General features: G+C 71.7%; 11 protein-coding genes. 8 read left to right on the forward strand and 3 right to left on the reverse strand.

Going from position 1 to position 13870, the window contains the following annotated elements; genetic code table 11:
- Window position 1 precedes the first annotated feature (1 nt).
- On the forward strand, window positions 2-769 hold the full coding sequence (locus EIY87_RS29725) for an isocitrate lyase/PEP mutase family protein (RefSeq protein ID WP_125313132.1): 768 nt from the start codon (window positions 2-4) through the stop codon (window positions 767-769).
- On the forward strand, window positions 759-1724 hold the full coding sequence (locus EIY87_RS29730) for an RNA polymerase subunit sigma-70 (protein WP_191984300.1): 966 nt from the start codon (window positions 759-761) through the stop codon (window positions 1722-1724). Before EIY87_RS29725 ends, EIY87_RS29730 begins: the two co-directional genes overlap by 11 nt.
- On the opposite strand, the gene EIY87_RS29735 is transcribed toward EIY87_RS29730, so the two are convergent.
- Entirely contained in the window at window positions 1690-2823 is a 1134-nt protein-coding gene (locus EIY87_RS29735; protein WP_125313133.1) for an MFS transporter, read from the reverse strand. The two genes, EIY87_RS29730 and EIY87_RS29735, sit on opposite strands and share 35 nt — an antisense overlap.
- 81 nt (window positions 2824-2904) lie before the next feature.
- Between EIY87_RS29735 and EIY87_RS29740 the strand changes: the two genes are divergently transcribed.
- From EIY87_RS29740 to EIY87_RS29765, 6 genes are all read left to right on the forward strand, one after another.
- Window positions 2905-3468, forward strand: coding sequence for a TetR/AcrR family transcriptional regulator (locus EIY87_RS29740; protein WP_125313134.1), 564 nt, complete (start codon window positions 2905-2907; stop codon window positions 3466-3468).
- 241 nt (window positions 3469-3709) lie between these two features.
- On the forward strand, window positions 3710-5329 hold the full coding sequence (locus tag EIY87_RS29745) for an FAD-dependent oxidoreductase (RefSeq protein WP_125313135.1): 1620 nt from the start codon (window positions 3710-3712) through the stop codon (window positions 5327-5329).
- A gap of 48 nt (window positions 5330-5377) precedes the next feature.
- Window positions 5378-6433 (forward strand): LacI family DNA-binding transcriptional regulator, encoded by a 1056-nt coding sequence (locus EIY87_RS29750; protein ID WP_125313136.1) that lies wholly within the window; start codon window positions 5378-5380, stop codon window positions 6431-6433.
- Window positions 6434-6507: 74 nt separating this feature from the next.
- The gene (locus EIY87_RS29755; protein ID WP_225440104.1) at window positions 6508-7797 is read left to right on the forward strand and encodes an ABC transporter substrate-binding protein; all 1290 of its coding nucleotides are present in this window, start codon (window positions 6508-6510) and stop codon (window positions 7795-7797) included.
- Window positions 7794-8678, forward strand: a complete 885-nt coding sequence (locus EIY87_RS29760) for a carbohydrate ABC transporter permease (protein ID WP_125313137.1) — start codon at window positions 7794-7796, stop codon at window positions 8676-8678. The genes EIY87_RS29755 and EIY87_RS29760 overlap by 4 nt, the downstream gene beginning before the upstream one ends.
- Window positions 8668-9495: a carbohydrate ABC transporter permease gene (locus EIY87_RS29765; protein ID WP_125313138.1), complete on the forward strand. Its 828-nt coding sequence runs from the start codon at window positions 8668-8670 to the stop codon at window positions 9493-9495. Before EIY87_RS29760 ends, EIY87_RS29765 begins: the two co-directional genes overlap by 11 nt.
- Window positions 9496-11232: 1737 nt before the next feature.
- On the opposite strand, the gene EIY87_RS29770 is transcribed toward EIY87_RS29765, so the two are convergent.
- The gene (locus tag EIY87_RS29770; RefSeq protein ID WP_125313139.1) at window positions 11233-13116 is read right to left on the reverse strand and encodes a sensor histidine kinase; all 1884 of its coding nucleotides are present in this window, start codon (window positions 13114-13116) and stop codon (window positions 11233-11235) included.
- On the reverse strand, window positions 13106-13801 hold the full coding sequence (locus EIY87_RS29775) for a response regulator transcription factor (protein WP_125313140.1): 696 nt from the start codon (window positions 13799-13801) through the stop codon (window positions 13106-13108). The genes EIY87_RS29770 and EIY87_RS29775 overlap by 11 nt, the downstream gene beginning before the upstream one ends.
- Window positions 13802-13870: the final 69 nt, after the last annotated feature.

The raw sequence follows: 13870 nt of genomic DNA on the forward strand, positions 1-13870 counted from the left end.
CATGACCGACCTGAAAGCCCACGCCGACCTGCTGCGCGAGCTGCACCACGGCGAGCTGCTGGTGCTGCCGAACGCCTGGGACGAAGCCAGCGCGGAACTGGTCGTCGAGACCGGGTTCCCCGTGGTGGCGACGTCCAGTGCCGCCGTGGCCGACGTGCTCGGGTACCAGGACGGCGAAGCGGCGCCGTGGCAAGAGATGTTCGCGGCGGCCGCGCGGATCGCGCGTGCGGTGCCCGTCCCGGTGACCGTCGATGCCGAGGCCGGCTACGGCTTGGCGCCTCGTGAACTCGTGGACCGGCTCGTCGAAGCCGGGGTGGCCGGCTGCAACCTCGAGGACACCGACCACCGCGCCGGGCGGCTGCGGGACGCGGAAGCGCACGCGGACTGGCTGGCCGAAGTGCGCGCGGCCGCCGACGCGAGCGGGGTCCCGCTGGTCGTCAACGCGCGGATCGACGTCTTCCTGCCGCCCGCCGGGGTGCCCGAGGCGGACCGGGTGGCGGAGGCCGTCCGGCGCGGCCGCGGTTACCGGGAGGCCGGCGCGGATTGCGTGTACCCGATCGGGGCACCCGGCGACGCGCTCGGCCGGCTCGTCGCCGACGTCGGCGGGCCGGTCAACGGCAACACGAATCCGGCGCTGGACCTCGACGGCCTGGCGGCGTTGGGCGTGGCGCGGGTGTCGTTCGGACCCCGGTTCTACCGCTCGGGCTTCGCCGGGATGAGGGATGCTTTGGAGGCCATCCAGGAGCGGGGAGTGCGCGATGTCAGCTGAGGCGATGCCACTGGCCGGGAGCGCGCGGCTGCGGGACGAGTTCGACGCGCTCCGCCCCGCGCTGCTCGCCCACTGCTACCGGATGACGGGGTCCTACCAGGACGCCGAAGACGTCGTCCAGGAGACGTACCTCCGGGCCGCGCGCGGGGTCGGCGCGTTCGAGGGGCGGTCGTCGCTCAAGACGTGGCTGTACCGGATCGCGACCAACACGTGCCTCACCGAGCTGAAGCACCACAGCCGTCGGATGCTGCCCGCCGGGCTGGGGGCGCCGTCGGGCGATCCCGACGTCCGGGAGTTCGGGGCCGGCGCGCTCGCGTGGCTCGAGCCGCTGCCCGACGCGGTGCTGGGCGACCCCGGGGAGGTCGTCGTCCGGCGCGAGTCGGTGCGGCTGGCGCTGATCGCGGCGCTGCAGCACCTGCCAGCGCGGCAACGGGCGGCGTTCCTGCTCCGGGAGGTGCTGTCGTGGTCCGCCGCCGAAATCGCGGAAACGCTCGACGTCAGCGTGCCCGCGGTGAAGAGCCTGCTGCAGCGGGCCCGGCAGCGGCTCGACGAGCTGGACCTCGACGCGGCGCCCCCGGACCAGGAAGTCGAACGGGCGTTGCTCGACCGCTACGTCGCGGCGTTCGAGGCGCAGGACACCGCGGCCATCCGGACCGTCATCCACGACGACTTCAGCCTCGAAGCCGTGCCGCACCCGGTGTGGTTCAAGGGCGTGAGCGTGTGCCTGCCGTTCCTGGAGCGCTACGCCTTCCGGGCGGACAAGGGGATCCGGCTGCGGCCCACGCGCGCCAACGGCCAGCCCGCCGCGGGCAGCTACCGCCCGGACGACGCGGGCGTCCTGCGCGCGGAGGGGCTGTGGGTGTTCACGGTGACCGGGGACCGCTTGTCGCGCGCGGTCAAGTTCCCCGGCCCGGCGTTGGTCACGGCCGCGGGTCTGCCGGCGTCGCTGGCTTGAACCACGGGGTCCACGCGAGGAGAGCGACCAGACCGGTCAGTATGAACACCGGTCCGAGCCCGATGCCCGCGGCGGCCGCGCCGGCCAGCGGGCCGGCCGCGGTCTGCCCGGCGCCGAGCCCGACGTAGGACCAGGTGACGCCGCGGGCGGGCCGCTCGGGTGACACCCGGGCGGCCCAGACGATGCACAGGCCGGTCAACGCCATGTACGTGCTGCCGAAGAGCGCGCTGGACACCAGCGCGCCGGCCGGCCCGAGGCCGGGCACGGCGAGGAGGGCGAGCCCGGCCGCGGCGAGCGTCCAGGTCGCGAGGTTGGCGGCCGTCAGCCCGGCGCGTTCGACGACCCGGCCGGCCAGGCCGCCTGCCAGCCCGGCGACGCCGATCGCGAACCAGCACCAGGTCACGGCCACCGGGCTCAGTCCGCTTTCGGCGAGCCGGGAGCCGGAGAACGTCCAGTAGGGCGCGCTCGTGACCCCGATGAGCACGGCGTTGAGCACCAGCGGCCGGAGGCCGTGCCCGCCGCCGGTGGTGACGACGGCGGGCCGGGTGCGGGGGAGCGTCCGCCAGGCGAGCAGCGTCACGACCGCGCCGAGCCCGGCGAACGCCGCCCAGACCACCGGCCAGCCGAGGGCGAGCAACGGCGTGAACGCGGACGCGGCGAGCCCGAGCCCGGTGCCGGTGTTGGCCCAGGTCTGGGCACGAGCCTGGCCGGTGGTCTCGCCGATGAGCTGGGCGACACCGGGCGACACGAGCCCCGCGCTGGCGCCCGCGACCACGATGCCGGCGGCGAACGCGGCGACGCCCGGGGCCAGCGCCATGAGCGCGAGCCCGGTCGTGGCGGCCGCGCCGGCGAGCAGCACGGTGCCGCGCGCCGAGCGCGCCGACGTCCGCGGGGCCAGGAGCAGCCCGGCCGCGTAGCCGGCGGTCGAGAGCCCGCCGAGCACGCCGATGCCGACGGTGGTCAGCCCGAACGTCTCGCTGAACCGCGGCACGAACAGCCCGTAGGCGTACCGCGCGAACCCGTAGCAGAGGGCGATGACCCCGGCGCCGGCCGCGGCGAGGGGCCACCAGGACGTCGTCGCTTCCGCCTTGGTCGCCATGCCACCATCAGACAGACCGGTCTGTTGGCTGTCAAGGGCTGGTACGGTTGTGGCAGGTGGAGCGGCAGACCGGGAGGTGTGATGGGCCGGACTCGCCCCGGTGACGCGCGGGGGAAGGTGCTCAAGGCCGCGTCGACGCTGTTCTACCGGGACGGCATCCACGTCGTCGGCGTCGACGCGGTGGCGGCGGAGGCGGGTGTCACGAAGGCGGCCCTGTACGGCAACTTCGGTTCGAAGAGCCGGCTCGTGGTGGCGTACCTGCGCGAGCGCGACCGGGCGTGGCAGGAGCAGGTCGACGAGATCACGGCGGCGCACCCGGACCCGCGCCAGCGGGTGCTGGCGGTGTTCGACGCGTACGAGGAGTGGCTGTCCCGGGACGGGTATCGAGGGTGCGCGTTCCTCAACGCGACTTCGGAGTTCCCCGACCCGGCCGACCCGGTCCGCGAGGTGGTCCGCCACCACAAGACGGCACTGCACGGGTACCTGCGGGCCCAGCTCGCGCGGGCGGGGGCCGCTGGGGCTGACCGGCTGGCCGATGAGCTGATGCTGGTGCTCGAGGGGGCCGCGGTGCAGTCCGTGGTGGCCCAGGACGCAGGCCCGTTCCGCACGGCGAAGCGGCTGGCCACGTCGATGCTCGCCGCCTGACCGGCTAGGCATCGGTCCTGCGACGGCTTGCCCGACGTCTTGAATGACTCATTCAGGACCTCCGAAGACCTGAATGAGTCATTCAAGACACCGCCGGACCGCCCGACGCGACCCGCCGCGCCCCTGGGCGGCGACCGCACCTGACCGCACACTGTCCGGTTCTGTCCCTTGACTCCCCACCACATCCACCCGCACCATACCCGCGTAGTAATTCGAATTATCACCGCGCGGGGAAGGCTTCATGAAGGAACTGGGCACCGAGATCCTCATCGTCGGCGGCGGGCTCGGCGGGGTCGCCGCCGCGCTGGCCGCCGCTTCCCGCGGCCGGCGGGTCGTCCTCACCGAGGAGACCGACTGGCTCGGCGGCCAGCTCACCGCGCAAGCCGTTCCACCGGACGAAAACCCGTGGATCGAGCGGTTCGGGTCCACCCGCACCTACCGCGAGCTGCGCGCCGGCATCCGCGACCACTACCGCCGCCACTACCCGCTCCGCGCCGAAGCCGCGAAGCACGCCGAACTCAACCCCGGGGCCGGGAAGGTCAGCAAGCTCTGCCACGAGCCGCGGGTGGCGCTCGCCGTCATCGAAGCCATGCTCGCGCCGCACGTCAGCGCCGGGCGGATCCACGTCCTGCGCCGCCACCGGCCGGTCGCGGTGCACACCGACGGCGACCGGGTCGACGCCGTGGTCGTCGAGAACGGCGAAGACCGCGTCACCGTCAAAGCCCAGTACGTCCTCGACGCCACCGAGAACGGCGACCTCCTGCCGCTCGCCGGCGCCGAGCACGTCACCGGGGCCGAATCCCGGGCCGAGCACGGCGAGCCGCACGCGCCGGAGAAAGCCGACCCGGCCAACCTGCAGGGCATCACCTACTGCTTCGCCGTTTCGCACCACGAAGGCGAAAACCACGTCATCGACAAGCCCGAGATGTACGGCTTCTGGCGCGACTACCAGCCGGACTTCTGGCCCGGCCCGCTGCTCGGCTTCGTCGCCCCCGACCCGCGGACCCTCGAGCCGGTCAAGCGCACGTTCGTGCCGAACCCGCCCGGCGACCCCCTGGCCGTCAGCGCCGACCAGAGCGCCGATGCCGGCGACAAGGAACTGTGGACGTTCCGCCGCATCCTCGCGCGCAACCTCCACACCGCAGGCGCGTTCGACTCCGACGTCACCCTGGTCAACTGGCCGCTCAACGACTACTGGCTCAAGCCCGCCCTCACGATCCCCGGCCACACCACCGACGCCGACGTCGAAACCGCGCACCGCGAAGCCAAGCAGCTCAGCCTGTCGGTCCTCTACTGGCTGCAGACCGAGGCACCCCGCGCGGACGGCGGGACCGGCTTCCCCGGGCTCAGGCTCCGCCCCGACGTCACCGACACCGCGGACGGGCTCGCGAAGTCCGCGTACGTCCGCGAAGCGCGCCGCATCAAGGCCGTCACGACGGTCACCGAACACGACGTCTCGGCCGAGATCCTCGGGGTCGCCGGGCGCGTCCGGCGGGCGGACGCCGTCGGGGTCGGGAGCTACCGGATCGACCTGCACCCGTCGACCGGTGGGGACAACTACATCGACGTCGCCAGCGTGCCGTACGAGATCCCGCTCGGCGCGCTGCTGCCCGTCCGGACCCGGAACCTGCTGCCGGCGGGCAAGAACATCGGCACCACGCACATCACGAACGGCTGCTTCCGGCTGCACCCCGTCGAGTGGAACATCGGTGAGGTCGCCGGGCTGCTCGCCGCGTTCGCCGTCGGCGAGGACGTCGAGCCGAAGGCCGTGCGCGAAGACAGCCGGCTCTTCGAGGACTTCGCGCGCGTGCTGGACGCCGCCGGGGTGGAACGCCGGTGGCCGGAAGTGCGGGGGTACTGACCGTGCCGCCGGTAAGGTCTGGCGGAGTCGCGCGAGGAGGAGTCACGGATGACGGCGGGTTCGGGCCGGGTCACGCAGGCCCAGGTGGCGCGCCTGGCCGGCGTCTCACAGGCCGTCGTGTCCATGGTGCTCAACGGCTCCGACAGCCTGCGGATCACCCCGGAGACGCGCGACCGCGTGCAGCAGGTGCTCCGCGAAACCGGCTACACCGTGGACATCATGGGCCGCCGGCTGCGCGGCGGGTCCAACCAGATCCTCGGCGTGTTCACCTACGAGTCGGTGTTCCCGTCCGGGGTGGCCGACTTCTACCGGCCGTTCCTGCTCGGCATCGAGGAGGAGGCCGAGCAGCAGGGCTTCGACCTGCTGCTGTTCACCAGCGGTGGCCGCCGCGACGGGCGCCGCCGCATCTACGAAGCGGGCACGAACCGGCTGCGCATCGCCGACGGCTCGATCCTGCTCGGCCGCCACAACGATCCGCAGGAACTCGCGCAGCTGGTCGAGGAGCAGTTCCCGTTCGTGTTCGTCGGCCGCCGCGAGTCGCCGACCGGGCCGATCAGCTACGTCGGCGCGGACTACGTCGCCGCCACCCGTGAGGTCCACGAGTGGCTGTGGGGCCTCGGGCACCGCCGGATCGGGCTGCTCAGCGTCACCGAGGAGAACGAGCCGACGCTCGACCGCCGCGCCGGGTACGAGGCCGCCGCGCGCAAGCACCGCCGTCCGCCGCTGGTCTTCCTCGCCGACGACCCGGCGATCGCGCTGCAGCAGGCGCTCGACGAGCGCGTAACGGCGTTGCTCGTCGAAAGCTCGGCGATGGCCGACGGCATCCTGGCGTGCGCGCACGACCTCGGGCTGAGCGTGCCCGAGGACCTCTCGCTGGTCGTGCTGGGCGACGCCGACCCGTCGCAGCAGCCGCACGCGCACGCCGTGCCCAGCACCGCGACCGACTGGTCGATGTTCCGCATCCCGCGCCACGAAATGGGCGTGCACGCCGTGCGCGTGCTCGTCGAGCTGTTGAAGAAACCCCAGTCGCGCCAGCTGCTCCTGCCGTGCACGATCCACGAAGGCGCCACCGCGGCCGGACCCTCCACAACAGACTCCCGCTGAGGCCGAACGGCCTGTTGACAGTGCAGTGGGCGGCGCTTTACCGTCCCTGCTAATTCGAATAACCAGGAGGCATCGTGGCCTACCGGAGAATCCGGCTGCTCGCCGCGGCCCTGTCCGCCGTCGCACTGGCTTCGACGGCGTGCTCGGGCGGCGCCGGCGACGACAAGAACATCGCACTGCGCATGACCGTCTGGACGACGGACAAGAACCAGCTCGCCCTCTTCGACTCCATCGCCACCGAGTACCGCAAGACCCACCCGGAGGTCGCGTCGGTCAAGTTCGACGTCGTCCCGGGTGACACGAGCGCCTACTCGGCCGCGCTCACCACCCAGCTCTCCGGCGGCAACCCGCCGGACCTCGCGTGGATCCTCGAGCGCGACGCGCCCGACTTCGTCCAGTCCGGCGCGCTCACCGACCTCAAGCCCACTTTGGACGCGGCCGCCGGGTACAACGCGGCCGAACTGGTCCCGTCGGCGACGAAGCTGTGGACCAAGGACAGCGGCCTGTACGCCTACCCGTTCTCGACGTCGCCGTTCGGCATGTTCTACAACAAGAACCTGCTCACCCAGGCGGGAATCACCGAAACACCCGACCAGCTCGTCGCGAGTGGACAGTGGAACTGGGACGCGGCCAAGCGGATCGCCACCCAGGTCGCCGCGAAGGACACCGGCAAGGCGGGCCTGGTCATCCGCGAGTTCGAGTACAAGCAGTGGGTGCTGCTCGCCTCGGTGTGGCGCGGCTTCGGCGCCGACGCCTGGGGGCCGGACGGCAAGACGTGCGGGTTCACCTCCCCGGAGATGACGTCCGCGATGACCTTCCTGCACCAGGCGATCTTCACCGACAAGGCGCTGCCCGGCCCGGGCACGACGGCGGACTTCTTCGCCGGGGAAGCCGGCCTGACGATCGCGCAGATCAGCCGCGCCGGGCTGCTCAAGGCCAAGCCGTTCGAGTGGGGCATCGTCCCGCTGCCCGCCGGGCCGAAGGCGAACGCGCAGGTCATCGGCCAGGCCGGGATCGGCGTCCCGGTGAAGGGCAAGCACGCCAAGGCCGCCGCGGACTTCCTCGCGTTCTTCACCAACCCGGCCAACTCGGCGAAGCTCGGCCAGTACTTCCCGCCGGCTCGCGAAAGCCTGCTCAACGCGGCCACCCTGGCGAAGGCGAACCCGCTGTTCAGCCAGGAGCAGCTGCAGAACGTCGTGGTGAACGGCATCAAGACCGGCGCGGTGCTGCCGTCGCACACCGGCAGTGCGCGGATCGCGTCGCTCGTGCAGTCCGCTTTGGACCCGATGTGGAAGCCGGACGCGAACGTGCCCGCCGCGCTCGCCGGGGTCTGCCAGGCCATCGACCCGGCGCTGAGCCAATGACCTGGACGTCGAAGAAGCGCGAGGAGCTGGCGGGGTGGCTGTTCATCGCCCCGCAGGCTCTCGGCTTCCTCGCTTTCGTGGTGGCGCCGCTGGTCGCGGTGGTCTGGTACAGCTTCCAGGACGTCAACCTCCTCGCCGGGACTTCGACGTTCGCGGGTGCGGACAACTACGCGAAGCTCTTCGACGACCCGACCGCGCCGAAGGTCGCCCGTGCGACGGCGATCTTCTGCGTCGGCCTGGTCGTGCTGAACCTCGCGCTGGCGCTGTCGCTGGCGTTGCTGCTCAACCTGAAACTGCGCGGTACCACGGTGTTCCGCACGGTCTTCTTTTCGCCGGTGGTCATCACGCTCGTCGCCTGGACGATCGTGTGGAACTTCCTCCTGCAGGACAACGGCGGGATCAACTCGCTGCTGCAGACGATCGGCGTCGACGGGCCGAACTGGCTGCGCGGCAACGGCACCGCGATGCTCTCGGTGATCGTGGTGCAGGTGCTGAAGAACGTCGGGCTCAACATGGTGCTGTTCCTCGCCGCGCTGCAGGGCATCCCGTCGTCCGTCATGGAGGCGTCGCAATTGGACGGTGCCGGTCCGTGGCGGCGGTTCCGGTCGGTGATCCTGCCGATGATCAGCCCGACCACGTTGCTGACGGCGATCATCACCGTCGCCGGCGCGCTGCAGGTGTTCGCGCAGATCCAGGTGCTGACGCTGGGCGGGCCCGCCGACAGCACCAACGTCCTGGTCTTCTACTTCTACCAACAGGCCTTCGCCAACCACGACCTCGGCTACGGCTCGGCGCTGGCCGTCGTGCTGTTCCTCGTCATCCTGGTGCTCACGCTGCTGCAGTGGCGGATGCGGAGGCGGTGGGTGTTCCATGAGTCGTAGGGCCAAGATCGCCTGCTACGCGGTGATGGTCGTGCTGGCCGTGCCGTTCGTGTTCCCCACGTGGTGGATGATCACGGCGTCGCTGCTGCCGGCCAACGAGGTGCTCGCGTACCCGCCGAAGCTGTTCCCGAACCAGCCGCAGTGGGAGAACTACCGGACGGCGTTCACCGACTTCCCGTTGGCGCAGCAGTACTTCAACAGCCTGTACATCGCCGTGCTCGTCACGCTCGGGACGATGTTCTTCTCCTCGCTGGCCGGGTACGCGTTCGCCCGCATCCGGTTCCGCGGCGAGAAGCTCTTCGCGCTGATCCTCATCGGACTGATGGTGCCGAGCGAGGTCACGATCATCCCGTTGTTCCGGGTGGTCGACGACCTCGGCCTGACGAACACGCACTGGCCGCTCATCGTGGTCCCGATCTTCGGGGCGCCGAGCGTGCTGGCGACGTTCGTGATGCGCCAGTTCTTCATCACCATCCCGAACGAACTCGAGGAGGCGGGCCGGCTCGACGGCCTCTCGCGGTTCGGGCTCTACAGGCGCGTCGCCCTGCCGATCGCCAAGCCCGCGCTGGCCGCCGTGGCCATCTTCACGTTCCTCAACACCTGGAACTTCTTCCTGGAACCGTTGGTGTACCTGACCGACAAGGACATGTTCACGCTGCCGGTGGCGCTGACGCAGTACGTCGACGTCTACGGTGGCCACCTCTGGAACGTCCAGCTCGCCGCCGCGACCACCACGGTCGTGCCGGTCCTGATCGTGTTCGTCATCGCGCAGCGCCAGTTCGTCGAAGGGCTCGCCCAGAGCGGCCTCAAAGGCTAGGAGGCAATCGTGATCGATCGCAGAACCTTCCTCGGCGGGGCCACCGCCGCCGCCGTGCTCGCCCTCGCGGGGACGGCGTCGGCTGCGGTACCCCTGCCCGCGGGGCCGTTCCCGCCGCTCGCCCCGCTCCCGCCCGGTGCCCCGGACCGGCGGCTCTTCTCGCCGCTGGAGCAGCGCTTCGCGCCCTACCTCGCCATTTTGCCGGGCATTGTCAACGATGTCAGCACTGATCCGGCCACCCTCGGCTTCTTCGGCGGTGGCTGGTGGCGGACGCCGAGTGAGCCGTACAACGCCCGCGTCCAGGAGCACGTCTACACCCTGAGCTGGTTCTACGCGAACCGGCGCCTGTGGAACCCGTACCACCTCGACCCCGCCCTGCGGAACCGGCTCGACGCCGCGATCGCGCACTACCTGAACCTGCAGCACGCCGACGGCTCGTTCCCGGAGTACTCGATCACCGAGAAGTCCAAGGCCGCCACCGGGTTCGGCATGGGCTACCTCGCGAAGACCCTCGCCAACCTGCGGCAGGTCGACGCGCTGCCGGCGCGCCGCGGCGAGCTGACCGCCGCCCTGCGGCAGGGCATGACGTGGTTCCTGAACCCGGCCAACCCGATCTGGGCGCACCCGGTCGAGTACGCCAACCAGAACGCGTCCGGGCTGTCGTCGTCCCAGCTCGCCTTGAGGCTGGACCCGGATCCCGTGCTGGGCAGGCAGTTGCACGACCGGATCGAGTTCCTCGCCGCGAACGGCCAGAGCCCGGCGGGTTTCTTCTACGAGCCGACCGGGATGGACGTCAACTACAACTTCGAGGTGATGCTGCCGGAAATCGCGGAGATCTACGCGCTGACCCGGAACCGGACCGTCGTCGCGATGGCGCGGAAGTTCGCGGACTGGTTCGGCTACAACGTCGTCCGCGAACCCGACGGTTCCGGCTCGCTCACCTACGTCGCCACGTCGAGCCGCACCCACGTGTCCTTTTACGACGACGTCATCCCGGACCCGGACCGGACCAACCTCGCGTCGCTGTTCGTCCCGGAAGTCCCGGACCTGGCCGCGTTCTTCACCACCCGCGAGGACCGCGCCGAGATGCGCAGGCAGTGGGCGGCGGTTCCGGGCCCGGCCATCGGACCAGCCAAACAGGACACTTCCCCGCGCATCCTCGCGCACGTCTCCTACGGCGAAGCGTTCCCTTCCCGTGGCGAGAAGCAGGCCGCGGTCCGGCAGCTCCCGTACCTGCGCTCGGCCGACTTCGCCGTGCAGCGCCGGGACGACGAGCTGAACCAGACCTACGTCTACGTCCGGCGCCCGCAGCTCTACCTCGCCGGGTTCTGGGGGACGCGGCCGTCGAGCTACGTCCGCGGCGCGCAGGGCCTGCTGTGGCACCCGCGGGCGGGCATGGTCGTGCACTCCCAGCAGGACGACGCGCAGTGCTGGGCGAGCCTGCTGCCCAACGGCAGCCCGGACGCGCGCGGCCTGCTCGACGCGACGTACGCCATCGGCGACCGCGCCTGGGACGGCACCCGGCAGGTGCCCGGTGCGGCGCCGGTCGTTGTCCGGTACGGGTTGGACAGTCGCATCCGGACGGTCCTGACCATCACCCGGGACACCGTGACCCGTGAGGTCCGCGGCACGACACCACTGACCGAGCAGATCCCGCTCGTCCTGCACCCGGGCGACGACGTCCGGTTCGCCGACGGGACCCCGGTCACTCACGGCGCGGGCGCGAGCGCGACGGCGTCAGGCCTGACGATCACCATCGGCTGGGGCACCGCCCTGGCCGCGACCGTCACCGCGACCCCGGTCACCTTCCTGCGCGACGGTGCCCGGCGGCTGCACGTCCTGAGGGTCCCGCACCCCGGCACCCTCACCACCGGGATCCGCCTTCGGTAGCCGGACGGTGAACGTCGACCCGGCGTCCACTGCGGACTCGACGGTGACCGTGCCGCCGTGGGCCTGCACGAGGTGCCGCACGATGGCGAGGCCGAGCCCGCTGCCGCCGGTCTGGCGGCTGCGGGACTTCTCGGCCCGCCAGAACCGGTCGAACACGTGCGGCAGGTCCTCGGCGGCGATCCCGGTGCCGGTGTCCGCGACGGCCAGCGCCACCTCGTCCACAGTGGACGAGACGTGGATCGTCACCCGGCCGCCGGGCGGGGTGTGCCGGACCGCGTTCGTCACCAGGTTGCCGACGATCTGCCGCAGCCGCACCGGATCGGCGGTCAGCGCGGTGTCGCCGCCGGCTTCGACGGTGAGCCCGACGCCGGCCGCGGCGGCCCGGTCGGCGTGGGCGACGGCGACGTGCCCGGCCAGCTCGGCCGCGTCGAGCGGCTCGGGGTGCAGGCGCAGCTGACCGGCGTCCGCGGCGGCGAGGTCCTGGAGGTCGTCGACGATGTGCTGCAGCAGCACGGTTTCTTCGAGCAGGGACGCGCTCAGCGCGCGGTCGAAGGGCAGGTGACCGTCCTCGGCGGCCTCCAGCCGGCCGCGGATGACGTTGAGCGGGTTGCGCAGTTCGTGCGCGATGTCGCTGACCATCGCCTTGCGCAGCTCCTCGATGCGCTCCCGCCGCGCGGTGAGGTCGTTGAACGCGGCCGCGAGGTAGCCGACTTCGTCACGCGACTTCACCGGCGCCGGACGGTCCTGCTTCGCCGCTTCGGTCAGCGCCCGCAGCGGGCGGGACAGCCGGGTCGCCACCAGCACGGTGAGCGCGACGGCCAGCACGAGCACGCCGCCGGTGACCGCGAGGATCCGGGCGAGGTTCTCGCGGGACAGCGTGAACGTCGGCAGCTGCGACCCGCCCGGCCCGAGCGTGAACAGCAACGCGGGCGGCGCGACGAACGGCGTCAGCTGTTCGCGGCGGGCCGAGTCGAGGCAGCCCTGGGTCGGGCGCTGGTCGGTGACGCCGAGGACTTCCAGGTCGAGGCCGAGCTTCACGTCCTCCGCGCCCTGGCTTCGCAGGCAGCGGTTGACGGCCTCGTTGAGGCTGTCGAGCGCGGCCTGCTCGGTCGGCGTCGGCACGGCCAGCTCGTAGAGCCCGCACTTCGCGGCGAAGTAGCGCGCGGACAGCGGATCGAGCCCGGCGAGCTGCGGCCGCCCGCTCGGCGACTCGCGCACCTGGCTGGGCAGGCCGACCGAGGCGAGGCAGGCGGCGGTCTTCGTGGCCAGCGACGCGAGGTCGTCGCGCTCGGCCGAGGTCAGCCGGAAGGGACCGGCCGCGCGCGGGTCGATCCCGCTCGTCCCGGCCTGGGGCAGCAGCACCGGGTCGACGTGCAGCGGGTCGACGGACGCGGTCGCCTTGACCGGCAGCGTGACCGGGGTGCCGCCGGAGTCGCCGAGGACGTGCCGGTCCAGGGTGGTCAGCACGATCCGCCGGCCGGTCTGCTCGGACAGCGCTTTCAGCCGCGGGCCGACCTGGCCCCAGGTGTGGTTGGCCGCCGCGAAGCCGAGCAGTTCGGTGTAGATCGTCGCGTCGCCGGAAAGCGCCTGGCCCTGCTCCTGCTGGATCGCGCGGGTGGTGGTCTGCACCGCGAGCCACGCGGTCGCGGCGATCGAGGCGAGCGCGATGAGCAGCGAGACGGCGGTGAGCCGGACGACGAGACTGCGCCGCCTCGGGAAGCTACGCGCCATCTTCGGGGGTCAGCTTGTAGCCCACGCCGAACACGGTCCGCAGGTAGACCGGCTTCTGCGGGTCCGGTTCGAGCTTCTTGCGCAGGTTGAGCACGTGGACGTCGATGATCCGGGTGCTGACGAACCGGTCGTCGCCGCGGGTCAGCTCCAGCAGCTGCCGCCGTGTGAAGACCCGCCCCGGCTGCCGGATCAGAGTCTCCAGCAGCTGGAACTCGCCCGGGGTGGTCTCCACCGGGCGGCCGGCGACCGACACCTCGTGCCGAACCGGGTCGAGCCGCAGCGCGCCGGCGCGCAACGCCGTGTCCGGTGGCTCGCGCCGGCCGGCGGTCCGCCGCAGCAGCGTCCGGACCCGGGCCATCAGCTCCCGCGGGCTGTAGGGCTTGGTCAGGTAGTCGTCCGCGCCGAGGTCGAGCCCCAGCAGCAGGTCGTCCTCCGTGGCGCGGGCGGTGAGCATCAGCACCGCCACGTCGGACTCCTGCCGCAGCACCCGGCAGACGTCGAGGCCGTCGACCTTCGGCATCATCACGTCGAGGACCAGCAGGTCGGGGCGGTCGCGGCGGGCTTCGTCGAGGGCGGCCCGGCCGTCCGGCGCGAGCACCACGGTGTGGCCCTCGCTCTCGAGGTAGAGCCGGAGGACTTCGGCCTGCTTCTCGTCGTCCTCGGCGACCAGTACACGTGCGCACACGAGGTCGAGGTTAGGCGTCCTGACACGGCCACCACCCGATCCTGACCGGATCTTCACACCTTGAGGCAC

Origin of the sequence: Amycolatopsis eburnea (assembly GCF_003937945.1) — a bacterium.
In the GTDB taxonomy this organism is placed as follows: Bacteria; Actinomycetota; Actinomycetes; order Mycobacteriales; family Pseudonocardiaceae; genus Amycolatopsis; species Amycolatopsis eburnea.